The organism is Thiocapsa rosea (assembly GCF_003634315.1).
In the GTDB taxonomy this organism is placed as follows: domain Bacteria; phylum Pseudomonadota; class Gammaproteobacteria; order Chromatiales; family Chromatiaceae; genus Thiocapsa; species Thiocapsa rosea.
In genome coordinates this window covers 4,993,855-5,019,887 of sequence record NZ_RBXL01000001.1, presented here as the reverse complement: position 1 = coordinate 5,019,887, position 26,033 = coordinate 4,993,855, and the positions used below count along the sequence as shown (strand labels likewise).

The 26,033-nt window shown below is 64.7% G+C and carries 23 protein-coding genes and 1 pseudogene; 7 read left to right on the top strand and 17 right to left on the bottom strand.

Translation table 11 applies throughout. The features are described 5' to 3' along the window. Window positions 1-4: 4 nt before the first annotated feature. Both BDD21_RS28840 and BDD21_RS27585 read left to right on the top strand, forming a co-directional pair. Window positions 5-229 carry a hypothetical protein gene (locus tag BDD21_RS28840; RefSeq protein ID WP_245969748.1) on the top strand — a complete coding sequence of 75 codons (225 nt, stop codon included), beginning with the start codon at window positions 5-7 and terminating at the stop codon, window positions 227-229. A gap of 66 nt (window positions 230-295) precedes the next feature. Further along, on the top strand, window positions 296-487 hold the full coding sequence (locus tag BDD21_RS27585; RefSeq protein WP_147431187.1) for a hypothetical protein: 192 nt from the start codon (window positions 296-298) through the stop codon (window positions 485-487). Between the two features lie 45 nt (window positions 488-532). Here the strand turns inward: BDD21_RS27585 and BDD21_RS22340 are convergent, their stop codons facing one another. The 4 genes from BDD21_RS22340 to BDD21_RS22325 all read right to left on the bottom strand — a co-directional run bounded on the left by BDD21_RS22340 (window position 533) and on the right by BDD21_RS22325 (window position 4,533). After that, window positions 533-1,696, bottom strand: a complete 1,164-nt coding sequence (locus tag BDD21_RS22340; RefSeq protein WP_120799046.1) for an ABC transporter permease — start codon at window positions 1,694-1,696, stop codon at window positions 533-535. Next, window positions 1,693-2,631: an ABC transporter ATP-binding protein gene (locus tag BDD21_RS22335; RefSeq protein WP_120799045.1), complete on the bottom strand. Its 939-nt coding sequence runs from the start codon at window positions 2,629-2,631 to the stop codon at window positions 1,693-1,695. Before BDD21_RS22335 ends, BDD21_RS22340 begins: the two co-directional genes overlap by 4 nt. Beyond that, window positions 2,628-3,578: an HlyD family secretion protein gene (locus BDD21_RS22330; protein ID WP_120799044.1), complete on the bottom strand. Its 951-nt coding sequence runs from the start codon at window positions 3,576-3,578 to the stop codon at window positions 2,628-2,630. Before BDD21_RS22330 ends, BDD21_RS22335 begins: the two co-directional genes overlap by 4 nt. Window positions 3,579-3,708: 130 nt before the next feature. Continuing rightward, complete coding sequence (locus tag BDD21_RS22325; protein WP_120799043.1) at window positions 3,709-4,533, bottom strand: M48 family metallopeptidase; 825 nt, start codon at window positions 4,531-4,533, stop codon at window positions 3,709-3,711. Between the two features lie 258 nt (window positions 4,534-4,791). Here BDD21_RS22325 and BDD21_RS22320 point away from each other — a divergent pair. Both BDD21_RS22320 and BDD21_RS22315 read left to right on the top strand, forming a co-directional pair. After that, window positions 4,792-6,000: pseudogene (locus BDD21_RS22320) on the top strand (ISNCY family transposase); the annotation flags it as partial. A 493-nt stretch (window positions 6,001-6,493) separates the two neighbouring features. Beyond that, the gene (locus BDD21_RS22315; RefSeq protein WP_120799042.1) at window positions 6,494-7,369 is read left to right on the top strand and encodes a hypothetical protein; all 876 of its coding nucleotides are present in this window, start codon (window positions 6,494-6,496) and stop codon (window positions 7,367-7,369) included. A gap of 391 nt (window positions 7,370-7,760) precedes the next feature. Here BDD21_RS22315 and BDD21_RS22310 read toward each other — a convergent pair whose 3' ends face one another. Next, on the bottom strand, window positions 7,761-11,072 hold the full coding sequence (locus tag BDD21_RS22310) for an EAL domain-containing protein (protein ID WP_120799041.1): 3,312 nt from the start codon (window positions 11,070-11,072) through the stop codon (window positions 7,761-7,763). 1 nt (window position 11,073) lies between these two features. After that, window positions 11,074-11,517 (bottom strand): CobW C-terminal domain-containing protein, encoded by a 444-nt coding sequence (locus BDD21_RS22305; protein ID WP_120799040.1) that lies wholly within the window; start codon window positions 11,515-11,517, stop codon window positions 11,074-11,076. Window positions 11,518-11,682: 165 nt separating this feature from the next. Here BDD21_RS22305 and BDD21_RS22300 point away from each other — a divergent pair, with 165 nt between their 5' ends. Genes BDD21_RS22300 through BDD21_RS22290 form a run of 3 tightly spaced genes read left to right on the top strand, consistent with a single transcriptional unit; the run spans window position 11,683 to window position 14,046 of the window. Next, window positions 11,683-12,153, top strand: coding sequence for a hypothetical protein (locus BDD21_RS22300; RefSeq protein WP_147431186.1), 471 nt, complete (start codon window positions 11,683-11,685; stop codon window positions 12,151-12,153). 13 nt (window positions 12,154-12,166) lie between these two features. After that, the gene (gene tnpC, locus BDD21_RS22295) at window positions 12,167-13,318 is read left to right on the top strand and encodes an IS66 family transposase (RefSeq protein ID WP_170164860.1); all 1,152 of its coding nucleotides are present in this window, start codon (window positions 12,167-12,169) and stop codon (window positions 13,316-13,318) included. Further along, the gene (locus BDD21_RS22290) at window positions 13,315-14,046 is read left to right on the top strand and encodes a Druantia anti-phage system protein DruA (RefSeq protein WP_211335129.1); all 732 of its coding nucleotides are present in this window, start codon (window positions 13,315-13,317) and stop codon (window positions 14,044-14,046) included. The genes tnpC and BDD21_RS22290 overlap by 4 nt, the downstream gene beginning before the upstream one ends. Before the next feature lie 537 nt (window positions 14,047-14,583). Here the strand turns inward: BDD21_RS22290 and BDD21_RS22285 are convergent. The 11 genes from BDD21_RS22285 to BDD21_RS22235 all read right to left on the bottom strand — a co-directional run bounded on the left by BDD21_RS22285 (window position 14,584) and on the right by BDD21_RS22235 (window position 25,911). Then, a complete protein-coding gene (locus tag BDD21_RS22285) occupies window positions 14,584-15,285 on the bottom strand; it encodes a cytochrome c biogenesis CcdA family protein (protein WP_120799037.1) in 702 nt (233 codons plus the stop codon). Continuing rightward, a complete protein-coding gene (locus tag BDD21_RS22280) occupies window positions 15,285-15,665 on the bottom strand; it encodes a thioredoxin family protein (protein ID WP_170164859.1) in 381 nt (126 codons plus the stop codon). The genes BDD21_RS22285 and BDD21_RS22280 overlap by 1 nt, the downstream gene beginning before the upstream one ends. Window positions 15,666-15,733: 68 nt before the next feature. After that, complete coding sequence (locus tag BDD21_RS22275; protein ID WP_211335128.1) at window positions 15,734-16,090, bottom strand: arsenic resistance protein; 357 nt, start codon at window positions 16,088-16,090, stop codon at window positions 15,734-15,736. A gap of 218 nt (window positions 16,091-16,308) precedes the next feature. After that, complete coding sequence (locus tag BDD21_RS22270) at window positions 16,309-16,956, bottom strand: MBL fold metallo-hydrolase (protein ID WP_170164858.1); 648 nt, start codon at window positions 16,954-16,956, stop codon at window positions 16,309-16,311. Between the two features lie 223 nt (window positions 16,957-17,179). Next, window positions 17,180-18,127 carry a sulfurtransferase gene (locus BDD21_RS22265; protein WP_120799034.1) on the bottom strand — a complete coding sequence of 316 codons (948 nt, stop codon included), beginning with the start codon at window positions 18,125-18,127 and terminating at the stop codon, window positions 17,180-17,182. 189 nt (window positions 18,128-18,316) lie between these two features. Further along, window positions 18,317-19,303 (bottom strand): GTP 3',8-cyclase MoaA, encoded by a 987-nt coding sequence (gene moaA / locus BDD21_RS22260; RefSeq protein ID WP_120799033.1) that lies wholly within the window; start codon window positions 19,301-19,303, stop codon window positions 18,317-18,319. Between the two features lie 162 nt (window positions 19,304-19,465). Further along, complete coding sequence (locus BDD21_RS22255; RefSeq protein ID WP_147431185.1) at window positions 19,466-19,915, bottom strand: hypothetical protein; 450 nt, start codon at window positions 19,913-19,915, stop codon at window positions 19,466-19,468. A gap of 63 nt (window positions 19,916-19,978) precedes the next feature. After that, the gene (locus tag BDD21_RS22250; RefSeq protein ID WP_120799031.1) at window positions 19,979-20,845 is read right to left on the bottom strand and encodes a TorD/DmsD family molecular chaperone; all 867 of its coding nucleotides are present in this window, start codon (window positions 20,843-20,845) and stop codon (window positions 19,979-19,981) included. A gap of 241 nt (window positions 20,846-21,086) precedes the next feature. Then, entirely contained in the window at window positions 21,087-22,241 is a 1,155-nt protein-coding gene (nrfD, locus tag BDD21_RS22245; protein ID WP_120799030.1) for an NrfD/PsrC family molybdoenzyme membrane anchor subunit, read from the bottom strand. 206 nt (window positions 22,242-22,447) lie between these two features. Further along, a complete protein-coding gene (locus BDD21_RS22240) occupies window positions 22,448-23,212 on the bottom strand; it encodes a 4Fe-4S dicluster domain-containing protein (protein WP_342769615.1) in 765 nt (254 codons plus the stop codon). A 215-nt stretch (window positions 23,213-23,427) separates the two neighbouring features. Continuing rightward, entirely contained in the window at window positions 23,428-25,911 is a 2,484-nt protein-coding gene (locus BDD21_RS22235; protein WP_120799028.1) for a molybdopterin-dependent oxidoreductase, read from the bottom strand. Between the last annotated feature and the right edge of the window lie 122 nt (window positions 25,912-26,033).

The window sequence follows — 26,033 nt, the reverse complement described above, 5'->3', positions numbered from 1 at the left end:
AGGCTTGTCGCGGCTCAAGGGCATGCAGGCGCGCGGCTGCTGCCTGGTGGGGCATCCGGAGTACTACCGAAGGTTCGGGTTCGAGAACTGCCCGCAGCTCGTCCTCGAGGGCGTTCCGCCCGAGGTCTTCTTCGCACTGTCCTTCGACGGGACGCTGCCCCAGGCCACTGTCGCGTTCCACGAGGGCTTCGCCGCGGTCGGCCCGTCGTCGTCCGCGAAAGCGGTGTGACGGGGCAGGCGAGTCGTACAGGGCACCGGGCGACGCGAAACCGCCGGCCGCAAGCCCGCCCGCGTCGTGAACATTGCCAACCCCGAGGTCGTCATGCGTCTCGCCCACCGTCTGGTTCTGGCCCTGCTCATCGTCGTCGTAGACACCGCGGCCTTCGCAGTCCCGCTTGCAGCACTGCTGCTCGCGTACGTTCTGCTCGCGCGTCCGCCGTGGTTCCGGGACTGGGTGGATCGGCTGCATCGCGGGGTGCCGCGTTAGGTGGCGTGAGCTTTCGTGGTGCAGTGCGGGGGTGTCGCCGACACCTCAATCCAACCGCTTCTTGAATCGCAGCGAAGCGATGAGCAGCCCAACCAACATAAGGCCGAGCAGCCAGAGGGTATCACCGGCGATCTGCATCAGACCGGCATCGCGCAGCATCACTGCGCGTATCGCGCGCATGAAGTGGGTCGCCGGCAGTACCTCGGCGATGTATTGGGCCGGTACCGGCATGCCCTCGTAAGGGAACATGAAGCCCGACAGCAGGATCGACGGCAACAGGATGAAGACGGTCATCTGCATCGCCTGCAGTTGATTACTTGCGATGGTCGACAACACCAGCCCGAGAGCGAGACTGGCGCCGATAAAGGCGAGCGTCGCGGCCGCCAGTGCGAAGAGCGAGCCATGCAACGGCACGCCGAAGATCAGGTGGCCAAGAAGCAGGATGATCGTGGTCTGCACCAGACCGATCCCGATGTAAGGAATGATCTTGCCCAGCATCAGCTCGAGCGGACGCACCGGGGTGTTGATCAGCATCTCCATATTGCCGCGCTCGCGCTCCCGCACGATCGCCGCCGAGGTAAACATCACCATGGTCATGGTCAGAATCACGGCGACCAGGCCGGGCACGATATTGATCGCGGTGCGCTGCTCGGGGTTGAAGAAGAGTGCCACAGCGAATGTCGGCGTCGTGCGGTTGGCGGGCTTCCGCAGCAGCTCGGTGAGAGGCATCGCTCCCAGGCCCTTGATGGCACCCGCGATCATGGTGTCCGAGCCGTCGACGACCCATTGCGCAACCGGCCGGCTGGTCTGCTCATCGGTCGAGGGCGGGGTCGCCAACCCGGCGCCGACGCTGCCGCTGCGGGCCACGCGCTGGCTCAGATCCGGCGGGATGATGAATGCGGCGCGCACCCGGCCCTCGACGATCGCGTCTTGCGCAGCGGTGATGTCGAGCGTGCGTTCGGTGAAACGCACCACCCGGGTCGCCTCGATCGTCTGCGACAGTACCCGGCTGAGGCCAGTGTTGGCCTGATCCACCAGCACGGCGGGGATGTTGCGGACATTGGTGTTGATTGCATAGCCGAACAGCATCAGCTGAATCAGCGGGATCATAATCACCATGCCCAGGGTGCTGCGGTCCCGTCGCAGCTGGGCGAGCTCCTTGGACAGAATCGCGAGGATGCGCCGGGCCGATTGCAGCACTGCGCTCATGCTGGATGGCTCTCGACATGGCTCCCGGTGCTGATGACGAAGACGTCTTCCAGACTTGGACGCACCGGCTCCAGCATCGTGGGCGTCGGCTGCAAGGGTTGGGTCCGGAGCCAAGCGACCGGGTCAGTGACGTGATCCGACACCAACACGCGCAGTCGGCTGCCGAGCTGCGCGGCCGAGATGACCTCCGGTAGTGCCGACAGTTGCTGCTTGAGTGCGCGCAGGTTGGGCGCTTGGACCTCGACCACCAGGGCACCCATGCCGGCCATCAGCTCAGCGGGCGAGCCATCGGCGCGTTTGTGGCCGGACTCCATGATCGCGAGCCGATGACAGCGTTCGGCCTCGTCCATGTAGTGGGTCGAGACCAGGATGGTGGCGCCGGCGTCGACCAGGTCGAACAGCCGTTCCCAGAAATCGCGACGGTTCTGCGGGTCGACGGCCGAGGTCGGCTCGTCGAGGAAGAGCAACGCGGGTTCATGAATGGTCGCTGCGGCCAGTGCCAGGCGCTGCCGCTGGCCGCCGCTCATGCGCCCGGCGCGCCGGCTGCGCATCGGCTCCAGCGCATAGGTCGAGATCAATGCGGAGATCCGCCGGCGTGCCGCGCGATGCCCGAGCCCATAGATCTCGGCGACGAAACCGAGGTTCTCCACGACCGTGAGGTCATCGTAGAGCGAGAACTTCTGGGTCATGTAGCCGATCCGGCGCTTGAGCCGCTCGGCGTCACGCGGGAGCTGATGGCCGAGTACCGTCACCGTGCCGGCGGAAGGCGTCAGCAGTCCGGTCAGCATGCGCACGGTGGTGGTCTTGCCGCAGCCGTTGGGGCCGAGGAAGCCATAGATGGTGCGTGGATCGACCGTCAGATCCAGTGCGTCGACGGCAATCAGGTCGCCGAACCGGCGTGTCAGACCGCACGCCTCGATGACCGGCTCGATCACGGCATCTCGACCTGTGCAGGCACGCCGTTCGGAAGCTCCGCGGCGCTGTCCGGAAGCTCCACCTGCGCCAGGTACATAAGCCGGGCGCGGTCGCTGGCATTCAGGGCGTAGTAGGGGGTGAAGGCCGGGTCGGAGCTGATCCAGCGCACGGTGCCGTCAAAGGTGCGATCGAGTCCGTCGACGTGCACCTTGAGCGTATCGCCCTTGTTGATCTTGACGCGATAGGGCTCGGGGACGTACACCCGGGCATAGGGCGCCTTGCCGGCGAGGATGATCGCCACGGGGCTGCCGGCGGTGACGCGTTCGCCGAGGTTCCAGGGCAGGCTGTCGAGCACACCGTCGCGGGTGGCGACGATGCTCAGATCCGCCAGCAATGCTTCTTGATAGGACAACGCGGCTTCGTCCGCACTCAGCTCGGCCTCGGCTTGGGCGATCAGCTCGGGGCGCGTGCCCGCGAGCAATTCGTCGAGGTTCTGCTTGGCCTCGTCCAGCCGCGCGCGGGCGGCATCGCGCAGCGCCAGTGTCCGATCGACCTCGGCTTGGCTGACTGCCTTTCGGACGATCAGCTCCTGATTGCGCTCGGCGGTGATCTCGGCCTCGCGCAGATCCGCCTCGCGCCCGGCCACCTGCGCCCTGGCCGCCGCGATGTGCTGGGGGCGAGGGCCGTTGCGCAATTGCTGCAGGTGCGACTTGCTCCGGGCGACCTGCGCCTTGGCGCGTTCGACCTCCGCGCGCTGCTGGCGGTCCGAGAGCTGGACCAAGAGGGTGCCTTTGGTCACCGGCGAGCCCTCGGCTACAGGCAAATCGACGACCAGTTGCGCGACGGTGGCGGTGAGTGCGACGCGATCCCGTTCCAGGGTCCCGAGCGCGAGCGGTCGGTCAGTGTCCAAGCAGCCCGTGATCAGGGCGGCGGCCATGATGGCGAATAGGATCCTGAGCCTGCACATGCTTCGGACGCCTCTTGAGCACGCGGATCCTGTCGTTGCGACGTGGCGGGTCAAACCGCTCCGGTGGACCGCACATGCGAGGCTAGAGTGGCGCTGAGTTCCGGTCAAGCACAGGCAGGGCGAAGCCGGCTCACGGCAGCGCGCACGCGGGCGTACGCCCGGCGGCGCGGGCTTGTCGGTAGACCACGACGGCCTGGTCCATGCCCTCGGCCAGCTCGTTCATGCGCGTGTCGTGGGTGGGATGGGTCGAGAGGAAGGCCAACGGCTGGCCCCCGCCGGCGGCGGCCATGTTGCGCCAGAGCATGACACTGGCACGCGGATTGAATCCGGCCTGCGCCATTAGATCGCGGCCGATGCGGTCGGCCTCGCGCTCGTGGGTGCGGCTGTAGGGCAGCAGCAGCCCGTACTCGGCGCCGATGCCCAGCGCTCCGCGCAGCACCTCGTGCTTGAGACTTCCCGGCTCCTCGGCGAAGAGATCCACCAGCATCAGCCCGCCCTGGACAGCGAGCTCCTGGGTCAAGCGCTCGTTGGAGTGGTCCGCCAGCACGTGCGCGATCTCGTGGGCGATGACGGCGGCGAGCTGGTCGGGCGTGCGGGCGACCTGCAGCATGCCGATATGCACGCCGATCTTCCCGCCGGGCAGCGCGAAGGCATTGGGCGTCGGGTCGTCGAAGACGGCGATGGACCAACGCCCGTGCGGCTGCGGCAGGGCATCCACCAACGCCTCGGCGACGCAGCCGACATAGGCGCGCACGTCGGGATCGTCGTTCAGCGGCAGGCTCCGCAGCAGCTCTGCAAAGCCTTGCTCGCCGAGCGCGGTCATCTGCGCATCCGGCACCAGCGCGATCTGTTTGCGGCCCGTGGGGGACTCCTCGCACCCTGTGCCGAGCAGGGCGGCCGAGAGCAGGAGCGGTACGAGGAGGACGCGCAACGGATGGGGGCGGCGGGTCGGCATGGCGTGACGTCGGCGATATGGGGCTTGAGGGGTATGGTCGCAGATCGAGCGCCGCGGAACAGTGCTGTCGGACGACTGCGCGGCAGTGCCTGACTCTCGTCAGGGACGACGCTCGCCGCCTCGATGAGCGTCAGCAGTTCTAAATTTAAGACCATTATGTTATGAGGGACTCCTAAGAAGCTACTGGAGAGTCCTTTGGTCCTCAAGCCTGCCGTTGCCCAGAGTGATCCTGCGCCGGACGTGTTCTCGGTCACCGGCTTGGTGAAGCGGATTCGCGAGGCCTTGTTTGATTTGCCTGATCACCGTAAGGGCGGCAACAACCAGTCTTATTCCATCGGCGACGCTGCGCTGAGTGCCTTCTCGGCGTTTTTCCTGCAGAGTCCGTCGTTTCTGGATTACCAGCGGCGCATGCAGAAAGAGCACGGGGAGAACAACGCCAGCTCGCTGTTCGGCGTGCATCAGATCCCGAGCACGCAGCAGATCGGCAATCTGCTCGACCCGGTCTCGGCGGATCATCTCGCGCCGGTGTTCTTCGAACTCATCGAGGCGCTGCATCGGCACGGCGCCTTGGCATCGCACCGCGGCGTCGACGCACGCCTGCTGATTGCGCTCGACGGGACTCAGTACCACTGTTCCGAGTCGATCCACTGCGAGCACTGCTCGACGCGCACGCTGAGTAACGGCAAGACTCAGTATTACCATGTTGCCGTCACACCGGTGATCGTCGCCCCGGGGCAAGCGCAGGTCTTTACCTTGCCACCGGCATTCGTGCGCCCGCAAGACGGGCAGGCCAAGCAGGACTGCGAGCTCAATGCTGCAACGCGGTGGCTGCTGCAGTGGGGTGCACGTATCGCGCCGTGGCGCACCACAATGCTGGGCGACGATCTGTACTGTCATCAGCCGTTCTGCGAGCAGGTGCTCGCGCTGGGCTGTGCGTTTTTGTTCGTCTGCCTGCCACCGTCGCACACGCTGCTGTATGAATGGGTTGCGGACTTCGAGCGCATCGGCGCGGTGCCGACCCTGGTGAACACATGCTGGACGGGCAAGCAGCGCCTCACCGAGACCTATCGCTGGCTCAATGATCTGCCGCTGCGCGACGGTGATGATGCCCTGAAGGTCGGTTGGTGCGAGCTGACGACCACCGATGCCGCGGGCAATGTGCTCTACCGCAACGCCTGGGCCAGCTCCGTGCCGGTCACCCGGGAGAACGTCGTCGAACTCGTCGCCGACGGGCGCAGCCGCTGGAAGATCGAGAACGAGAACAACAATACCCTCAAGACCAAGGGCTACAACTTCGAGCACAACTACAGCCACGGCAAACAGCACCTGTCCTCGCTGCTGGCAAGCCTGATGCTGCTGGCCTTCCTCACCCACAGCGTGCTCGATCTGCTCGACCAACGCTATCGCGCAATCCGCCGGAACCTGCCCTCGCGGCGCACCTTCTTCGAACATCTGCGCGCGCTCACCTTGTACATGCCCTTTACCTCCTGGGATCACCTCTTCGACTTCATGCTGGAGGCCCTGCAGCCCGCGAGGCCGCCGCCCAAGCGTCGATCGCCCGGACAACGGCGGCAAATTTAGAATTGCTGGATGAGCGTCGTGTGCCTTGCTTTTCCGTGAAAAGGCGATGCGTCGGGACCTGCCGCAACAGATCGGCTATCGCGAAGTCGGGATCTCGACCTGGGAACCCCGACGGCTTCTGCACGCGCATTTCGGACTGTCGCGTTAGGTCCGGCGAGGGGCACCAAAGGGCCAAGGGACGGACGCCTACGTCGCCGATCCCGAAGCCGTTGTAGTCTCAGAGATTGCCGGATGCGGCCGGGCAGCTTACGCCAGATCGTGTATGTCTCAAAAGCGGTCGTTTTTGGAATGGTTTCCGACTCGACGCGCTAAACACCCGAGAAACGCATCACCAAGGGCAATGCCCTGGTGGGCATGACCTCCCGCCTGACGCTACGGCGTGGAGCACGCCTCGAGCGACACGCGCTTTCGCGAGCGCCTCGATGAGCTGGATCCGAGCCACCTGCGCCCGCTGTGCAAGACCTTGTTCGCTCAGCTGCAGCGCGCCAAGGGGCTGGAGGGGTTTGCCTACCTCGACGGCCACGACCTGATCTCGATCGACGGTACGGGCTACTTCTCCTCGCAGACGATCCACTGCGCGCAGTGCGCCGAGAAGCACCATCGCAACGGCACCACCACCTACTATCACCAGATGCTCGGCGCGGTGCTGGTGCATCCGGACTGCGCGGAGGTCTTCCCGCTCGTCCCCGAGCCGATCCTCAAGCCCGACGGGGCGAGGAAAAACGACTGGGAGAGCAACGCCGCCAAGCGCCTGCTCACGGATCTGCGCCGCGAGCACCCGCACCTGAAGCTGATCGTCGTGGAAGATGCGCTGGCCTCCAACGGTCCGCACATTCGCCATCTGCAAGCGCTTGATCTACCGTTTATTCTCGGCGCCAAGCCGAGCGATCATGCGTTCTTGTTCGATTGGGTAGCGGCCAGCGCGCACACCGCCGAGGCGAGCTTCGACGAGGAGAAGGGGTTCCGCCACCGCTTCCGTGACCTCAACGGCGTGCCGTTGAACCACGCCAACTTCGACCTCGAGATGAATTTCCTCGAGTACCGGGAACACGCCCCCGACGGCAGCATCACCCACTTCTCTTGGGTGACCGATCTCCTCGTCGAGGACAGCAACCTGATGACCCTGATGCGAGGAGCCCGCGCACGCTGGAAGATCGAAAACGAGACCTTCAATACCCTCGAGACCAAGGCGATCACTTCGAGCACAACTTCGGTCACGGCAAACAGCATCTCAGCACCGTGCTCATGCACCTGATGATGCTGGCGTTTCTGATCGATCAGATCCAATAGCGCCGCCCGGCGGCGAGAGGCGCGCTATGCCTGAATGCTCTCCTCTCGCGTGCACGCCGGCCTCGATCGATTCCGGGTGTACACGGCGGAAATTGCTGGCGGACGAGCAGGGGAATTGCGTGTCTGCTCAAGCTGCGTATGATCTCCAGGGCCAAGCACACCGTCGAGCGCCTGATTGCGCGATGCCGATTGGTGGCGAAGCCGGTCAAGGCTGGCAAGAGGCCCAGACGACGTTGCGTCTACCCTCACAAAACCGATGCGGGCACACGGAGGCGGATGGCCATGAGTTGCGGGTCAAACGAACACCTCCAAAGCGATCCCGATCGTCGGTCACTCTCCCCACAGAATCAGACCGGTCAGCGAGACCGAAGCCCGCCCGGCGTCGACCACCGCTTCGCCAGTGCCGCGGCACCCATGGGTCTATCGAAGAGGTAACCCTGCGCCTCCTGACAGCCTTCACGGCCGAGGAACGCCGCCTGCTTGCGGGTTTCGACACCCTCGGCAAGCACGGCGATTCCGAAACTGCGGCCTAGCCCGATGATGGCACGGACGATCGACTCGTCGTTGAGGTCACGGCCCAGATCCTTGACGAAGCTTCGGTCGATCTTGAGACGCTGAACGGGCAAGCGCTTGAGATAGGCGAGCGAGGAATAGCCTGTGCCGAAGTCGTCGATCGCGAGGCGCAGCCCCATGTCTCTGAGGGCATTCAGTGCCGCAAGCGCATCGCCGGTCTGCGACATGAGAACAGACTCGGTGACCTCGAGCTCGATGCGGGACGGATCGATGCCGGTGCGATCGAGCACGCGTCCGATCCTCTCGACGAGTCCGCCCTGCTCCAGCTCGTGGATGGAGAGATTCACGGACATCCGGGGCACGCGGAAGCCCACCCGATCCCATTCCGAGAGCTGATTGCAGGCGAGCCGAAACGCCAGCTCGCCGAGCTCGCCGATCAGGCCGATCTCCTCGGCGAGCGGGATGAAGCGCTCCGGAGATACCGAGCCGAGCTCCGGGCTCTCCCAACGCAGGAGCGCCTCGATCCCGCAGAGAGCCTCGTCGGCAAGGGTCACTTGCACCTGATACGCGACGCTGATCTCACGCCGATCCAGCGCCGAGCGCAGCGCCGTCTCAAGGGTCTGACGCTCGATCATCCGCCGATCCATGTCATCGGTGTAGAAGGCGTACTGGTTGACGCCCTGCAACTCCGCTTGATTCAAGGCCATGTCCGCATGCCTTAGAAGCCCATCGCCGTCGTCGCCGTCGCGGGGAAAGACCGCGATGCCGATACAGGCCGTGACGTAGATCGCATGCGCGTCCACCGACAAGGGCTTTGTAAAGGTCCCGAGGAGCTTTCGCGCCCCGGCTGCGGCATCCTGCGGATCGGCGAGATCTTCCATGATGATCACGAACTCGTCGCCGCCCAACCGTGCAATCGTGTCCGAGGCCCGTACCTGCGCGCTCAAGCTGTTGGCAACACCGATGAGAACGGCGTCGCCCACCTGATGACCAAGCGAATCGTTGATCTGCTTGAAGCGCTGAAGATCGAGGAACAAAATGGCGAGCTGACGACGGTCCCGTCGGGCGCGCTGCAGGCCATGCTCCAAGCGCGAGCGAAATAGGTTGCGGTTCGAGAGATGCGTCAGCGGATCATGGTGCGCAAGATAGTCGAGGTCCTCCTCGACCTTCTTCATGTCGCTGATGTCGCTGAAGACCCCGACATAGTGCGAAACGGCTCCTCCGGTTTCGCGAATCGCGGTGATCGTCAGAAGCTCGGGATAGATGGCGCCGCTCTTGCGGCGGTTCCAAATCTCGCCGCGCCAGTGTCCGGTCTCCTTCAGCCGCGTCGACAGCGCGTCATAGAAGTCGGCGCCGTGACGCCCGGAGTGCAGGAGTGCCGGTGTTCGACCGAGCGCCTCCTCCGAGGTGTAACCGGTGATCTCGGTGAAGGCTCGGTTCACCGACCGGATGCGCAGATCCGCATCGGTCAACATCACGCCTTCGGCCGTACTCTCGAGGATCTGTGCCGCAAGACGCAGTTGTCGCTCGCGCTCGCGCCGCTGCGTGATGTCCCGCACCACGGCAAGGATGCGTGGAGTGCCGCCGATGCTGGTACGCCTCAGCGACACCTCCACCCAAAAGTGCTCCCCGCCCAGCTTCATCGCCAACCATTCGAACCGCTGAGGCGTTCCGGCGTAGGCCTTGCTCAGATACTCGAGTGCAACGGCCACGTCGAAAGGGGGCTCGTTCGGAATCAGCTCATCGAACTGCCGATCAAGGAACTCGGAGCGCGTCCGGTAGCCGTACAGGGCGACGAAGGCATCATTCGCATCCAAAAAGCGCGCGGTCACCGGATCCTGAATGGCGACTCCGTCGTCCGTCGCGTTGAAGATCTCCCGATAGTTGCGCTCGCCCTCGCGCAAGGCGATCACCGCCCGTTTGTGGTGATCGACATCGGTGTGCGTCCCCACGACTCGACACGGGTTTCCGTCCGGATCCCGCTCTACGACCTTGCCGCGGGTGAGGATCCAGAGCCAGGCACCGGATCGCGTGCGCATGCGGTACTGGAAGGCGAAGGCATCGTCCTTGGCGATCTCGGCGAGGACACGCTCGCGCGTGTGCTTGAGGTCATCCGGATGGATTCGCTTGAGCCATGCGGCATACCCGGGCTCGAAGGCATCCGGAGGGTATCCCAGCATGCGGAAATACCGACCGTTGACCGTCATGCGTCCGCTCGGCACGTCCCAATCCCAGAGGCCGTCGTTGGTCGCCTCGAGGGTTAGGCGAAGCCGCTCCTCGTTGTCGCGAAGATGCTGGTCCAACGCCTTGCGCTCGGTCACATCCCATGCCACGCCGCGAACCCGCGTCGGCAATCCGGCCGCGTCGCGCTGCAACTCACCGCGAGCCAGCACCCAGCGAACGCCGCCGTCGGCGCGGACGATGCGATGCTCGATCTCGTAATCCCCGAGACCGGCGAGTACGCGTTCCATGGCACGGCTGATCTTCGGGATATCCTCCTGGTACGCGCAGGACGCGACCAGCTCGTCGACGGTCGGCGTCGGGTTGACGGTCCCGTGGATCCGCATCCAATGCTCGGAGACGCTCAAGCGCCCCGCGGCAAGGTCCCAGTCCCACGCACCCAGATTAGCCAAGCGCTCGGCGTTCTCGAGGATTCGGCGTGTCGACTCCAGCGCCGCGCCGGCCAGCACATGATCCGTATCGCAGTGGACGATTCCGACCAACGCGCTCGTTGCTGCCTGCTCCGTTACCGGCAACGCAAGGATTCTGATGGATTCGACGCGACCGACAGGCGCGTGGAGTCGACCCGACACATCGAAGCCCTCGCCGCACTCGATTGCGGTTCGAAAGGCAGCAACGATGCGCGAGCGTGCATCCGGCCGATAAACGTTGACCCAGTCCGCCAGGCTGATGCGGTGCGCGGCGGGAAGCCCCAAGAGCTGTCTCGCGCCGGTCCCCAAGCACAATTGCCGAGCGGCGAGATCGATAACCCAAACGGCAAGGCGAGAATGCTCGGGAAGAGCATCGAGTAAGCCTGCGCCGATCCTCGCCTGGACATCAATTCGACTGAGGTTCCGGCAACTCGGATCGGGTTCGCGGATGTCCGCGAACCGTTCGAGGATCTGGGTTTCGTCGTTCCATGTCATATCGATCATCTTAGCCTACGCACCTTGGTTCGTGTATGTCCCCCGAGTCATCCGGGCGGACAAGGGCGGTGCACGATCGACCCCAACCCTCGGCCGTCCAGATCCGCGAATGGGACCGGACACGCTGGCGATACGCCGAGGCGCCCGAGCACGCCCATCGCGACCGGCGATCGTCGTGGCTGGCTCTCGGGATGTTCACGCCATCCGCGCAGCCGTCGCACCTCCCTGGTCCGAGACCGCGTTCATATCGGCGCCAATGGGGCCGTTCCAGACTTCTGCCAGACATCGAGCAAGGCGCCGAGGCTTTTCTCTCGATGGTCTGCCGCGCGACGTCGCAGGTGATGAAGACAATCTTGGAAAGCCGGTCGTCGTCGGGCCAGGCCGGCAACTCCACAGACGGATGGAAGAGGTGCTGAACGCACCGGATCACGACAGGTGCCGCGCGTGTAAGCATTCGGTCACGCCTTCCGGGACGCAGAGAAAGTAAGGGACACAGACGTAGAAATCACGTACAACGTGTGCCATGGAAGGCGCGAGACGTCTCGATCCATCTGCGGAGCGACCGCATCCAGGCCTCGGCACGGCTGACGGCAAGGGGCCGCGTTTCGCTCGGGAATGGGTGACGATCAGCAAGCAGGAGCAGATCGAGCTGCGGGCGTGGGCCAGCTACTGGGAAACGCAGCATGCTCGCGCAAAGACCCAAATCGAGGAGCTGAAGCAGGAACTCGCGCTCAAGGACGCCACCATCAAAGACCTCCGGCAGCGGCTGTTCGGCAAGAAGAGCGAGAAGCACGCTCCGCTGCCCTCGGAGAAGGACCGAGGCGACGGCGACGACGCGCCCCAGCGCAAGCGCGGCCAGCAGCCGGGCTGTGCGGGGCATGGCTGGACCCCGCGCCCGACGCTGCCCGTGGTCGCCGAACAGCACGCTCCGGCCGATGGGCAGAGCGCGTATCCGCAATGCGGTTTGCCCTATCGGCGCACGCCGGCGCTGGACGAGCAAAGCGTGGTGATCGAGGTGCAGGTGCGCGCCTATACGCGGCGCATCACCCGGTGTGCCTACACCCGCGATCCCGGTTGCTGCTGTCTGTGAGAACACCCCGGCCGTGATCAGCGCACCGCCGCCACAGCGTCTGATCGCACGCAGCCCTTTCGGCGTGAGCTTTTGGGTCGAGATGCTGCTGGGCAAATACCGCTACGGCCAACCGAGCAACCGGTTGCTCCAAGACCTCGCCGATCAAGGCTTGCCGGTCTCCCCCGGCACGCTCGCCGGTGGCCTGCAGCGTCTCACCGGGTTGTTCGAGCCGGTGCTCGAGGCGCTGTACTGCAAGCAGATGAGCGAGACGCTATTCAACAACGACGAGACGCGCCGGGAGGTGTTCGTCGATCTGGAGGGCAAGGTCGGAACGCGCTGGTCTCCGTGGCTGACGCGCTCGGCCTCGGTGGTGTTCTACTGCATCGATCCGAGCCGCAGCGCAGCGGTGCCCGGCGCGCATTTCGCCGGCTTGCAGGGCGAGCGCGCCATCATCGTCTGCGATCGCTACAGCGCCTACAAAAAGCTCGCGCGCCTGGCCGAGAACATCGTGCTGGCGTTCTGCTGGGCGCACGTGCGCCGCGACGTCCTGGAGGCGGGGCGCGCGCTGCCCGCGTTGGAACCTTGGGCGCTGGACTTCAAAGCGCGTATCGGCATGCTCTACCATCTCAACCAACAGCGTCTGGCGCACCGGGATCCCGATCGCCCCTTGGCGCAGCAATGCGCGGCGTTCGAGCACGCGCAGGCGGCCTTGCAGGCGGCGCTGGCGGACCTGCACGCCGAGGCCGAACGGCTGTTGGCGCAGGACGACACCGACGCGACCCTGCCGAAGGTCGCCCGCGCCAGGTGCCAGCAGGTGCTCACCAGTCTGCTTAACCATTGGTCGGGGCTGACGGTCTTTGTCGCGCATCCCGAGGTGCCGATGGATAATAACCGTGCCGAGGAGACGATCCGCACGCCGGTCATCGGGCGCAAGAATTATTACGGTTCGGGTAGTCTGTGGAGCGCGCAGCTCGCCGCGACGCTGTTCTCCATCCTGCAGACCCTGGCGCTGTGGGGGATTAATCCCCGTGCCTGGCTTACCGCTTATCTCAACGCCTGCGCCGAGGCCGGCGGACAAGCTCCGAGCGCGCTGGCGGAGTTCCTGCCCTGGTCGATGGATGCCGCGCGCCGTGCCGAACTGTGCCGACCCGCCGCACCACCGACCGGCATCGACAGCTCATGAGTCATCGCTACTGCGGGCGCGACTTCCAACCCGAGGAGATCGCGCTGATTCGCGCACTCATCGCCGAGGACCCGACCCGCAGCCGCGCAGCGCTGTCGCGCTTCACCTGCCAAGCGCTCGCCTGGCACACCGCCAACGGCGGCTTGAAGGACATGTCCGCCCGGGTGGCCATGCTGCGGATGCACAACGACGGGCTCATCACGCTGCCGCCGCCGCGCAACCGCCGGCCCGATGCCCGCGTGCGCCTCAGCGCGCTCAGCGATCTGCAACCGCGCCTCGAGCAACCGGCCGCCGAGCTCAAACCACTGACCTGGTCGCGCGTGCAGCACAAAGCCCAATCACGGCTGTGGAACGAACTCATCGAGCGCTACCATTATCTCGGTCACACCCTCCTGCCGGGGGCGCAGCTGCGCTATCTGGTCTACGCCGCCGAGCAGCCCGTCGCCGCGCTCGGCTTCGGTGCCGCAGCTTGGATGTGCGCTCCGCGCGATCGCGACATCGGTTGGCTTCCGCGGCACCTGCTACAAGGCCGCCAACTGGACCTGCTTGGGACAAACCAAAGGCCGCGGAAAACTCGGCCAGGCCGGAAAACAAAGCGAACCCATCAAGGACATATGGATTTACCCGCTGGACCGACGCTTCCGCGAAGTGCTTACCCGTTGATTCTGATGGGTAGGGGTAGACCGAATATTTACAAAACATCGTATACCGCGCCGGGCGCGGTTTAGGCCGCGATACTCGCCGACTTGAACATCTCCACGCCGGTTGTCTTGGTCGCCCGTTCTCTCGGCGCACTCTATGCCCTGACGTTCGCCCGACTGTTCCCGGAAAAGACCGCAGGCGTGGTTCTGGTCGACGTATCGAGCCAGCTCAAACCGGAGTGCGCCTTTATCTCGACGCAGCCACCAATGCCGGGGACCCCGTCCGCATGGGAAGAGGCCGGAATTGCCGAGAGCGCCGCCGCACCGAAGCGGGGTCCGGACTTTCCTGCATCCTGGAAGATCAACCCAAGACGGTCTTCGCCGCGATCGAAGCGGTCTCGTTCGCGACGGAACCCGACCTCGGGGTCTGCACAGGGACGAGCACCGCGGGCGGGGAGACATCGGGCAGGTCATGATCGTTCCGTTGGCCACACTGGTGAAGGACTCCTCGCTCTGGAAGAACGCGTAGGCCGCGAGGTCGATCGCGGTCCATCGCGCACCCGAGACTTCGTCGGTGCGTTATGCGGTCAAGGGCAGGCATTCGCCAGTGGTCACCCCTGGTGTTCATGCGCTCGCGATTAAATACCCGGCCGCGACCAGCAGCAAGACACCGCAAGCGGCCCGTCCATAGCCGAAGCCGCGGACCCGCCCCAGGGTATCGAGCCAGCGTTGGACGCCGTGCAGAGAACCGGCCGCGAGCAGCACGCCGCCGCAGTGCCCCAAGGCGAAGAGGGCGAGCAGGAGGATTGGCAAGGCCACCAAACCCTCCGCGGACTGCATCCAGACCACGCCCAAAAGGGGTGCGATCCAGGCAAAAGCACAGGGACCCAGGGCCAGGCCGAAGATCAGTCCGAGCAGCAGGGCCGTGGTCGGCCCCCTTGACTTGGGTTGGGGCAGGCTGCCGCGCCAGGGGATCGGCAGCCAGTCAAGCAGATAGAGCCCGGCCAGAAGACAGAGGCCGGCGACCAAATAATTGCTTGAGACCCCGACATCGCCGGCGATGCGTCCGAGCAAGAGGGTTGCGGCGCCGAGCGGGACCAGGCTGATCAGCACACCCAGCGCAAAGGCAAGGATGATGAGCGATTCGCGACGCGCGCGCTCCCGGCTCGGCTCAGGCGTGCCCGCCAGATAGCCGACCAGCAGCGGGATCCCGGCGAGATGGCAAGGGCTGAGCCAGATGCTGGCAAAGCCCCAGGCAAGGGCCGCCAGCGCGGCCAACCAGGCGGCACCGGACAGCGCCTGCGACAGCGGTGCGAGCCACTCCATCAGGAGTCGTCGCCAGCTGCCGCGTCAAGCGGCAGCCCTGCCGCCGCAAAGCGCTCACGGATGGCGTCCGCCGAGAGAAACCCGATGTGTCGCCCGAACTCGCGTCCACTCCCGTCGAGGAAGACCTGGGTCGGGATGGCCATCACCTTCCACTGACGCACCAGCTCTGGCTGCTCGAGAATGTTGATGGACACCAGTTGCAGGTGATCGCCGTGGCTGGCCTCAAGCTCGTCGAGCACACGATGCATGGCTACGCAGCTCGCGCAGGAGCCGGAGCCCAGCTCGACCAGCACGGGCCGACCGTCGGCCGTGATCTCGGTCGCCCGTGGTGCCGGGGGGAGCGCCGTCGGGGCTCCCGAGCCAGCGATAGAGTCCGGCACCGGCGAGCACCAGGACCAAAGCGACGAGAGCGGGAAGAAGGCGTGTGAAGGTCTCCATCGAGGCCCCCTCAACCGGCCGATCCGGCGCAGACCGGGCGCCAGCACTCGGTCACGCCATTAAGCGCCTTCAGATCGATCTTCGGCAGCATGGCGATGATCATCAGCCAGATGATCATCGCCGCCGGCAGGTTGATCTGCGCGATCTCGATCGCGGCGACCGCATGAAAGGCATCGGGTACCCGGTGGCGGAGAGCGATGCCGATGCCGATCAGGATGCAGAGGAAGACCCAAACGGTGAGATAGCGTTCGAAAAACCCCATGGGTGCGCCGCCGGCCTGCTTGCCCGCGGTTTCGCATTGGCTGCTCATGATGCCCTCGCAGTTGGACTCGAGATGGGCGCGCCGGGCCGGAATCTGGATCGGCACGCGTGCTGTCGAGGATCATATCCGGTTATTCGCATATATGGGAAACCGAATGTCCATGCGTTTGATCCGGTACAAGGGTGAGACCGTCGATTGGGCATCGTTCAAAGATTCGGCCTCAGTTGCACGGGGCATGCGTGACACCTCGGAGCGGATGTCACGAGCTGATTAAGGTTCGTGTGGCCGGTCCAATCAACGAGGCACATCAAGGGTGCCGCCGGCTACTCGGCCTCCAACTGAAGGTACGTCTGGTTGACGTTGCGCCGATGCCAGCCTTCGAAATGTTCCAGATGCTCGAAATCCGGTGCGTCGGCCAGTCGCTCGACCGTCTCGTCGATCGGCTCCCAGTTGGCGAGTGCGCTCTCGACCTCCCGGACCAACCAGTCCAGATAGTCCCCGGTGTCGCGCTTGGCCTTGTCGAGATCAGCCGGGTTGCCGTGGCCGGGGACGACGACCTTTGGCTGCAACGCATCCATCGCGTGGAAGGTGTCGCGCCAGGCGCGAATCCGGCTGTGCGGCCAGACCCCGACGATGCGATCCATGTACACCAGGTCGCCCGCGAAGAGCACGCCGAATTCGGGCAGCCAGAGGAGTGCGTCGCCGACGTAATGGGCATCGCCGAGCCAGAGCAGGTCCATCCGCACGCCGCCGAGATCCAGTGCTGCGCGGTCCGTCTCGATCGGCTCGGGTGCGGTGAGGGGTACCGTCCCTTCGAGTCGATCGCCCAGCGTCTCGCGCAGCCGCACGAGATGCGAGTCGGCATAGGCGCCCTGGGTCTCGACCGTTCGCGCGAGCGCGATGATCCGGGCGCCGCGCTCGGCGAAATAGGCGTTGCCGAGCCAGCGGTGATCCTGAATGCCGAGGTTCACGACCCAGCGGATCGGCTGTTCGGTGACCGCTGCAATGGCTTGCTCGATCAGCGGTGCGGGACGGATTCGGCGTGCGTTGTGTTGGCTCGATCAGTGACGTCAAGGTCGTGTCTCCGGATGGGTCTAAACCGCGCCCAGCGCAGGTATGCGATGTTTTTGGATGGGATCGGTCTCGGCAGACGCGACGATCGCTGGAGCCGGCGCGGTTTAAGATCTGTCGGAATTACAGGTCAAAGTCGCCGCTGTAAGGCTCGGGTCCTTCCACGACCGGCAGGGTCAGCTCGTTGCCCCAGTGCGACCAGCCGCCGTTGTAGAGCCGCACGTCCTCGTAGCCAAGATGCTTGAGCTGCAGATAGGCCAGGCCCATCCGGAAGCCGTCGTGGCAGTAAACGTAGATCCGCTTGTCTTTGGGGATCGCTGCATAGAGTGCGGCGATGCTCTCGTCGCTCCGCCATTTGCCGGTTTGACCGTCTACTCCGTCGAGACTTACGACATTGATGGCCCCCGGAATGTGCCCGCCCATGATCGAGTGTCGGATCACCTCGCCGGTGTACATGTCGTTCGGACGCGCATCAATCAGAACCACGGACGGGTCGCGCCGCGAGACGACATCGTCGTAGACGCCGGCCCATTCGGCGAAGAGCGCCGGGTCGGCGTCCTTCAGGGTCACCGTGCCGGGCGCTCTCGGCGGCGTGGGCTCCTTCTCCAACTCGTTGAGGCCGGTCCACTCGATCGTCCCGCCGTTGAGGATCTTCACCCCGTCCATGTCGAAGCCGTAGAGGTCGAGCAGGAAATAGAGTCGCGCCGCCAGCGCCGTGCTGGAATCGTCATAGATCACGAGTGTCGAGTCGTCGTTCACGCCCCAACCGCGCAGCGTGTTCTGGAAGGTCTCGCGAGAGGGAAAGCGCATGATCGGGCTGGCGTCGTTGTCGCCGAGATCTTTGAAGCGCTGCACTTGGATCGCGCCGGGGATGTGGCCCACGGTGAAGTAACGATGGGGGTGATAACGCACCTCGAGGACGATCGTGTTCTCGTCGTCCATCGCGTCCGTCAGCCAGTCGGCATCGACCAGGAAATCCGGATTGGCGAGCGCCTGGATGGGCGCGAACATCAACGCAAGCAGCGCGGCGAACCCGATCGGCAGAAGTGCTCGATAAAGCCTGTGCGACATGAAGGTCTCCTCTGATGGCGTGTTGAGTGGTTGGTGGTGCTGCAGGCCGGGCACATCCCGTGCGCCGACCAGGGTAGGGGATCGGTCAATACCCGAACGTTGCATTCAGACCGACGGTGAAGGTGTTGAAGTCTTGGTTTTCGGTGTTGTCGAGACGATGGCGGGGCAGGTCAGGGGCTCGCCCGGGCTTCATCCGCCTGTCATCGACATGAATCGGATGACCTTCTCCGGGCGCTCGTTGAATTCGTGACGCTCGGGTTTCAGGGCGATGGCCTGTTTCAGGTGGTCGAGCAAGGCGTCGTCACTGATCCCGTCGCGCAGGAGCGGTCGCAGCGCGTAGCTGCTCTCCTGGCCGAGACACAGATAGAGGGTGCCGTCGACCGTAAACCGTACCCGATTGCAGGTTTCGCAAAAATGCTGCGAGATCGGTGTGATGAAGCCGATTCGGGTGTCGGTCGCGCCGAGCCGGAAGTAGCGCGCCGGGCCGCCGCCGGGCAGGATGTCCGGGATCAGCGTGAAACGCCGCTCCAAGCGGCGCCGCACCGTCTGGAGATCGAGATACTGATCCCGCGCGGCTTGACCGGTCGCGCCCATCGGCATGGTCTCGATCAGGCGCAGCGTGAAGCCGTTGTCCGCGCAGTAGCCGAGGATGTCTTCGATCTCTTCGTCGTTCACCCCGCGCATGACGACGGTATTGACGCGAATCGGGACGAAGCCGACCGCGCGTGCCGCCGCGATGCCGCGCAGCACCTTGTCGAGATCACCCCCGGTCACCTGCTTGAAGACTTCGGGGCGCAGGCTGTCGAGGCTGACATTGAGCCGGCGCACGCCGGCACGATAGAGCGGCTCGGCGAGCGACTCCATGCGGGTGCAGTTGCTGGAGATGGAGAGATCATCGAGGCCGGGCAGCGCCGATAGCCCGGCGGCCAGCTCGGGCAGGTTGCGTCGCACCAGCGGCTCTCCGCCGGTGATGCGCACACGGCTCACCCCCAAGGCGGTGAAGGCGCCGACGACGCGGTAGATCTCGTCGAAGGTGAGCCAATGCTCGGGCTCCTCGAACCCCTTGAAGCCTTTCGGCAGACAGTAGCCGCAGCGCAGGTCGCAGCGGTCGGTGACGGACAGGCGCAGGTATGCGATGTGTCGGCCGAAGGGGTCTGTGAGGGTTTGAGCGTTCATGCGGGTAGCACCTATCAGTTTCAAAATCTCTCACGGAGACGCGGAGGACACGGAGCATACGCAGGAAAGGTCTCGGATTCTCCGTGTCCTCCGCGTCTGCCTGAGAGACATGTCGAGCTGGAATCAGGTTGCCGACGGTCACCGATCAATGGCAACGGCGGCTCAGCTTCCGTCGCACAGTCCGAGCGAAGGGGTTTCGCCTCGGCGCTGGTCCGATCGGGACGGATCCGCCGACTCCGATTCCGGCTCCGGCGCTTGACCGTTGCCGTTTGCGGATTCCGCCTGCCCGAGACCGGGAGCGGGATCATCGCGACCCCGATTCGGTTGATCTCGGGTCGCGGTCTCGGTGTCGAGCACACCGGGGCTCGTCGATTCACTGTCCGCAAGCAGCGGAATCAGACTCCAGGTCAGGACGAACGCGACAGCGGTGGGCTTCATCGGGATCATGGCACCTGTCGCTCCGTTTGGCGATCTCGATAGAACGGTCTCATGCGCGAGGCTTGCCTGGGATCCGGTCGGTCGCTTTGAATCGACGCGACCACCGCCGAGATCGTCCTCGCCGGACAGCTCGGCGCGCAGCCCGGTGCTGGTCAGGCACGCGACGAGGATCATCGGCAGCATCCGCGACCACATGATCCCGACGCGCGCTCGATGGGGATCCGTGCTCTTCGGCGCTCAACCAAGCGACGCCATCCGATGCGACGGCGCTGCCGGCGGCACCATGGTCGAGAGCCCCATGATGCGGTCGCGGTCGTCGAGCGGGATCGCGACATGATCGCTGGGCAGACCGTCGGCCGCCAGACGTGCCCGGATGATGGCCAGATCCTCCTCGGTGATGGGTTTGCCGGAGAGCTGGCTGCGCAGACGCGCGATCTCGGGATCGACCGCAGGCGCGGGCGCGGCCTCGATCGGATTCAGCGCAAACTCGCTCCGAACGGCGCTCTCCAGGATCCGCGCAAGATGCCGATAGGGGTTGTCGCCCAGCTTGAAGCGACGACCCGCTTCTTCGAGATCGGCACGGAAGGGGCCGATCCAGCGGGCGACGAAGGTCGCGAGAAAGTCTCCGGCCGTGATCGGCGGAGGGCTCGTGCCGGTGATGCTCGCCTGCGACTCGGCGGCGAGCAGACGGGCGACGAACTCCAGTTGGATCGCGAGATGATCCGGCAGATCCTGGACGGCCGCGTCCTTCCCCAGACCGCAACGCCGATAGCAGGTCTCCATCGCCGTGACGCTGCCGCCGGCGACCGTGCCGTCGAGATAGGCGCCCGTGTTCAGGCTCGGGTGCCGGTCGCCCGGCACCAGAAAGAGCCGTGAGTAGATGACCAGCAGACGATCCCCGTCGGGGATCTCGGTCACGGCCGTGCGGTAATCGGCCAGGGCTTCGCCGATGTCGTAGCTGCAGTCCGCCGCAAGCTCGGCCAGATCCTCCGGCAGGGCATCGCGAAGCAGAGATAAGGCATCCGGGCCGCTCGGAATCGCGAAGGCCCGCGCCAGACAGAGGAAAAGCTCGGATTTGCTCACAAGCAGCGTATCGGTCGTCATCGCTCAACCTCGAAAACCTTGTCGTTGTCCGTGGCGCGGAGCGCCGGGAGATGCGCGACACCGCCGGAGCGGTGTCGCGAGAGTCGGTGTGTTGTGGCGTCGTCCCGTCGTAGGTCGGATGAGCGTCGCAGGTCGGATGAGCGAAGCGTCATCGGACAGCGACATGGCAGTCGGCCACCGAGGTCGGGTCGGCCGGATGCGCGATGGTCTCGACCCCCGCACCGAGCCCGACCACCCCGAATCACCCCTCGCGCCCGAGACGCAGGGTCACCTCCCCGAGGGCATTGACCGCATTCGACAGGAAAATGGCGACCAACAACAGCAGCCACTCGGTGGGCGAGGGCGCATAGCTCAGCAGCTCCGGTGCCCAGGATCCCTTGAACAGCGGCACCAGCTGACCGCCGATGATGTACTCGTAGCGCGAGATCAGCAGTGCGTTCATCACCAGCAGGGACGCAAGGATCTGCGCCCACGGGCGGATGCGCGTGCCTGGATACATCAGCAACACGAGCGGCAGCAGCAGACCGATGAGGATCTCGGCGAAGAACAGCGGCGAGGCGGCGATGTGCTGCCACACCTGCAGCCCCTCGACATTGCCGTAGAGCCCGCTGCTCATGCGCGCGAGCACGAACAGGAGATGGATGAAGATCGCCAGAGCCAGCAGAGTGGACAAGCGGTCGTTGAAGAGTCGCTTCACGCTCGCCGGAACCGCGGCCGCGTTGAAGGCGTAGGCGAGATAGGTAAAAAAGATGATGAAGGCGAGGCCGCCCAGCAGCGACTCGAAGATGAAGGCGACCGGGATATCGCCCGAGGCCCAAAAGGGCCGGAAGCTCTGGGAGCCGTAGACGACACCCGCGATGGCCGTCACGCCGAGCGCCAGCGCCAGGGTGACCATCGCGTTGATCCGCAGATCCTGCATGCGCCAATCGGGCTTCATCATCCGCACCTGCAGGATCAGGAGCGACAGGACATAGAAGCTCACCGCCATCACCTTCCAGTACAGCGGCGAGCTGAAGGCGAAGCTGAAGGGGATCGCCCAGAGTGCGCGCAGCGGATGGCCGAGCTCCAGCATCAGCACCGCGACCCCGCCGAGCAGGCCGGCCAGGGCGAGCCAGAGCGAGCGCCGGATGATGGGGCGATACTCCTCCCCGCCGAAGATCAGGGCCATCGAGGCGACCATCGCCAGCCCCGTGGAGGTCAACAGAAAATAGTCGTAGATCACGATCGGAAAGCCCCAGAAGAGGCCGAGGTTGTTGGTGTTGTAGGCGGCGTGGCCCTCGGCCATCAGGTTGCTGATGGCAATCCCGCCGGCAATGCCGAGCCCGATCAGGGCAAGCAGCATGATCCCGAGCTGTTTGCTCGTGATCTCTTTGTTGGAAACGGTGACGCTGGTCATGGTGATCTCCTCCCCTTAAACCGCGCCCGGCGCGGTATTTGACGTTTTTTAGATGGGATCGGCCTCGGCAGACTCGACGATTGTCGGAGCCGGCGCGGTTTAAGGTTCTAAAAAATTTAAAATTCTAAACCGCGTCTCCACGAAGTTCGGAAAAATCCCTAATCCCGACACAACGTGAAAATGACGCATGTCGCTCTGGACGCGGTTTAGGCCTTGTCCGAATCGCTCATGCTGCGCAACGACGGCACCGAGGCCGTTGCTCCGCCCGAGAGGTAATAGACCTGCGGCTTGTTGCCGGTCTCGTCCTTCAGGCGCACGCCGCGCTTGTCCGCGATCATCTTGTTGACGTTGCTGTTGGGCTGGTCCAGATCGCCGAAGAACCGGGCCTTCGGGGCGCACACCCGCACGCAGGCCGGCACGTACTCCTTGAGTTCCGGGATGTCCTCGTCCAGATCGGCCACGCCCTTCGGCGCCTTGCTGACCTTGTGGTAGCAGAAGGTGCACTTGGAGACGACGCCGTGCGGCTGGATGCCGATCCCGCGCGAGGGATCGTCCTGCGGACCCTTGTAGGGCGGATCCCACTGGCGGCCCGCCTCGCTCGGGAAGACCCCGCGGATATCCGGCTGCACCACCGCCTTCTCGTCGACATAGAAACGCACGCCGTACGGGCAGGCGACCTGACAGTATTTGCAGCCGATGCACTTGTTGTAGTCCATCAGCACGAAGCCGCCGTCCGGGTCCTTGTAGGTCGCCTTGGTCGGACAGACCGACACGCATGAAGGGTTCTCGCAATGCATGCAGGGCCGCGGGAACCACATCAGCTTCACGTTCGGATAGGTGCCCTCGTGATAGAAAAGCACGTCCTGCCAGTTCTCGCCGGGCAGGCGGTTGTTCTCCATCGCACAGGCCGTCGTGCAGGCTTGGCAGCCGGTGCACGTGTCCAGATCGATGACCATTCCCCATTTCGCCATGACTGATTCCTCATGTGTTGAATCGCGTTCGGTGCGACGGGAAAGCATCGAGATTTTGGTCGGTCTCGCATGCACTCCGAGGCGTCGGCGCGACGCGATTCAAGTGTTTTCTTTTAAAAATTCTTGAGCCGCGCCCGGCAGAGGTCTTTGATATCCGCCGAACAGTGCTCGACTCTCAAACGCTGCGGTTGCGCTCAGGCGCGGCTCAATACGGCTCAAGCGGGGGCGATGCTCACCTTGGTGGTGTAGTAGCTGCACTGACCCGTGATGCGGTCGGACTGATTAACCGTGATCTCCCCGCAATGCCCCGGCAGGCGATCCTTGGCCCAGCGTCCCATCGCCCAATGCCCGTGCTCCATCGGGAAGACGATGGTGTCGGGTCGGCAGCCCTCGTAATACTTGCAGTAGCCCTCGATGCTGCCGAGGTCGGAGCTCAGCCGGACCTTCGTGCCGTCGGCGATCCCGCGCTCTCGGGCGGTCGCAGGGTTGATCTCGATGTAGACGGTCTTGCGCCCGCCCAGCACAGGTTGCAGGTTGGCGATGGCGACCGGGAGATTCGCACCGCGGCCCTCGGCATGCATGGCGACCTTGGGCGTGACCATATAGAGATCGCCGCCGCCCGGATGGACCGGCTCTTCCCAGTGCGGAAACATCAGCTTTCTCGGGTCGCGACCGGTCTTCTGCGCGATCCAGTCGGCATTGGACTCGAGCCAGCCGGAGCGCAGCTCGAACTTGCCAGAGTCGGTCTTAAAGAGGTCGGCCTTCACCTCGTCCTCGCTCATCACGATCGTGTAATCCGCACCGTCCCATTTCCGGAACTCGCCGTCGACGAAGCGATAGATGTAGGGCTTCTTGTACCAGACGCCTTTCTCCTTCCAGCTCTCGAAGTCGTTGACCCCGTTGTCGCCAGGATCCGTCGCGAAGCCCTTCGCCAGATGGCGGATGACGTTCTCGGTGTTGTCCAGCGCCTTGTAGTACTCCCCCATCGGCCCCTTGATGCGCTTGCCGATCTCGATCAGGGTGTCGCCGTAATACTGGGTGTCGTAGAGCGGCTTGACGGCCGGCACCCGAAGCTGCGTCATCGGCCAGCCCTTGAAGGGATAGGTCGGCGCGTCCTGGAGGCGCTCCAGATAGGTGTGATCGGGCAGGATCAGATCCGCGAACATGGCGCTCTCGCCCGGGAAGGGCGAGGTGTCGACGACGAACAGCTCTTTGAGCGCCTCTTCCCAGACCTGACCGTTCGGCGCCGTCCAGATCGGGTTGGTCAGATAGAACATGACGGTGTCGAGCTTGTAGGGCTTGCCCGCGAGCGAGTTCGGCCCGAGCTCCTGGAGCATGTTGTTGGCGAGCAGATAGCCGTCCTTGTCGCCCTTCAGATCGATACGTGGCTGAGCCTTCCAGGGACCGTTCGCGGCGTAGTCGTCCGTGAAGTCCTTCGCATCGACCGGCATGGGTCCGTAGGACGGCCCCATCTGATACATGAGCCCGCCCTTGGCATAGAAGGAGCCGACCAAGGCGTTGAGCGCATGGATCGCCATGCCGTTCAGCACGCCGTTGGAATGGGCATGGGCGCCGCGCTCGAACAGCGCGATGCTGGGCCGGGTCGTGCCGAATTCGCGCGCGGTGGCCAGGATGTCGCGTTCGTAGAGGCTGGTGACCTCGGCGGCCCAGGCCGGGGTGCGGTCCTTGAGTTCCGTGTTCCACCAGTCGACCAGGCCCTTGACCCATTTCTCCTCGAACAGGGACGGGTCGACCCGCTCGCCGGTCTTGAAGCGATTCACACCGTCGGTGAAGTCGCCGACGAAGGGGCGCTCCCAGAGCCCCTCGGTCAGGATGACGTGGGCGATCGCCAGCGCCAGCGCCCCGTCGGTGCCTGGCTTGATCATGAGCGCCCGATCCGAGCCGGCGAGCGTGGTGTTGATGTGGATGTCGACCGCGGTGATCCGGGTCTTGGGGACCTTCACGCCGCGCATGTAGCCCCAGACCTGCATGTTGTTGTTGTAGGGCCGGAAGGCTTCCAGGAAGCCGACGCCGAACATCAGGAGCATGTTGGCGTTGGCATAGTCGTAGGCGTTGTAGCTGCCGATCCCGTCCAGTGCCTTCTTGGAGATGATGCTGCCGTCCGAGCACATGGACGAGTGCCCGATGGCGACGTTGGGCGAGCCGTAGAGCGACCCGAAGGTGCCCTGTAGTCCGGCGCAGGAGGCGCCCCAGCCGCGGCCGTAGCAGAGTGCGAAGCGATGCGACTCGCCTTTGTCGCGTAGCGTGTTCAAACGCTCGGCAACGGTATCCAGGGCTTCTTCCCAGGAGATCGGCACGAAGCCCGGATCCTCGTCGCGCCCCTTGTTCGGATTGGTGCGCTTCATCGGCCCCTTGAAGCGGTCGGGGTCGTAGAGGATGTAGGTCCCGAGCGGCCCCTTCGGACAAAGCTTGCCGTTGGAGATGGGATGATCGGCGCTGCCGTAGATGGCATGCACGCGCCCGTCGGTGGTGTAGACATCGATGCCGCAGCGCGCCGGACACTGATGGCAGATGTTCTTGGTGATCTTGGTCTCGGACGGCGCCGTGGCCGCTTGTGCCTCGGCCTCGTGCAGCGTGGTCAGGGCGCCTCCGCCGAGTCCGACCGCGCCCAAGGCGCCTGCCGTGCCGCTGGCCTGCAGGAAGCGGCGGCGCGAGAGGCCCGTGTTCAGGATGTCCATCGGTGGTCTCCTCCGGTGTTGTTGTTGGATGGGATTGTTGAGCTGCCAGGCTCCAGCCTCCAGCCTCCTGCCTCCTGCCTCCTGCCTCCTGCCGCCAGCGGTAAGCTCTCAGCTTTCAGCTC

Bases quoted from the DNA above. Each gene is read 5' to 3' on its own strand.
- BDD21_RS22325 (WP_120799043.1), bottom strand. From the start codon at position 4,533: ATGCCGACCCGCCGCCCCCATCCGTTGCGCGTCCTCCTCGTACCGCTC.
- BDD21_RS22340 (WP_120799046.1), bottom strand. From the start codon at position 1,696: ATGAGCGCAGTGCTGCAATCGGCCCGGCGCATCCTCGCGATTCTGTCC.
- BDD21_RS22330 (WP_120799044.1), bottom strand. From the start codon at position 3,578: ATGTGCAGGCTCAGGATCCTATTCGCCATCATGGCCGCCGCCCTGATC.
- BDD21_RS22250 (WP_120799031.1), bottom strand. From the start codon at position 20,845: ATGACGACCGATACGCTGCTTGTGAGCAAATCCGAGCTTTTCCTCTGT.
- BDD21_RS22255 (WP_147431185.1), bottom strand. From the start codon at position 19,915: ATGATCCTCGTCGCGTGCCTGACCAGCACCGGGCTGCGCGCCGAGCTG.
- BDD21_RS22265 (WP_120799034.1), bottom strand. From the start codon at position 18,127: ATGTCGCACAGGCTTTATCGAGCACTTCTGCCGATCGGGTTCGCCGCG.
- BDD21_RS22235 (WP_120799028.1), bottom strand. From the start codon at position 25,911: ATGGACATCCTGAACACGGGCCTCTCGCGCCGCCGCTTCCTGCAGGCC.
- BDD21_RS22240 (WP_342769615.1), bottom strand. From the start codon at position 23,212: ATGGCGAAATGGGGAATGGTCATCGATCTGGACACGTGCACCGGCTGC.
- BDD21_RS22290 (WP_211335129.1), top strand. From the start codon at position 13,315: ATGAGTCATCGCTACTGCGGGCGCGACTTCCAACCCGAGGAGATCGCG.
- BDD21_RS22305 (WP_120799040.1), bottom strand. From the start codon at position 11,517: ATGCTTACACGCGCGGCACCTGTCGTGATCCGGTGCGTTCAGCACCTC.
- BDD21_RS22310 (WP_120799041.1), bottom strand. From the start codon at position 11,072: ATGATCGATATGACATGGAACGACGAAACCCAGATCCTCGAACGGTTC.
- nrfD (WP_120799030.1), bottom strand. From the start codon at position 22,241: ATGACCAGCGTCACCGTTTCCAACAAAGAGATCACGAGCAAACAGCTC.
- moaA (WP_120799033.1), bottom strand. From the start codon at position 19,303: ATGAACGCTCAAACCCTCACAGACCCCTTCGGCCGACACATCGCATAC.
- BDD21_RS22285 (WP_120799037.1), bottom strand. From the start codon at position 15,285: ATGGAGTGGCTCGCACCGCTGTCGCAGGCGCTGTCCGGTGCCGCCTGG.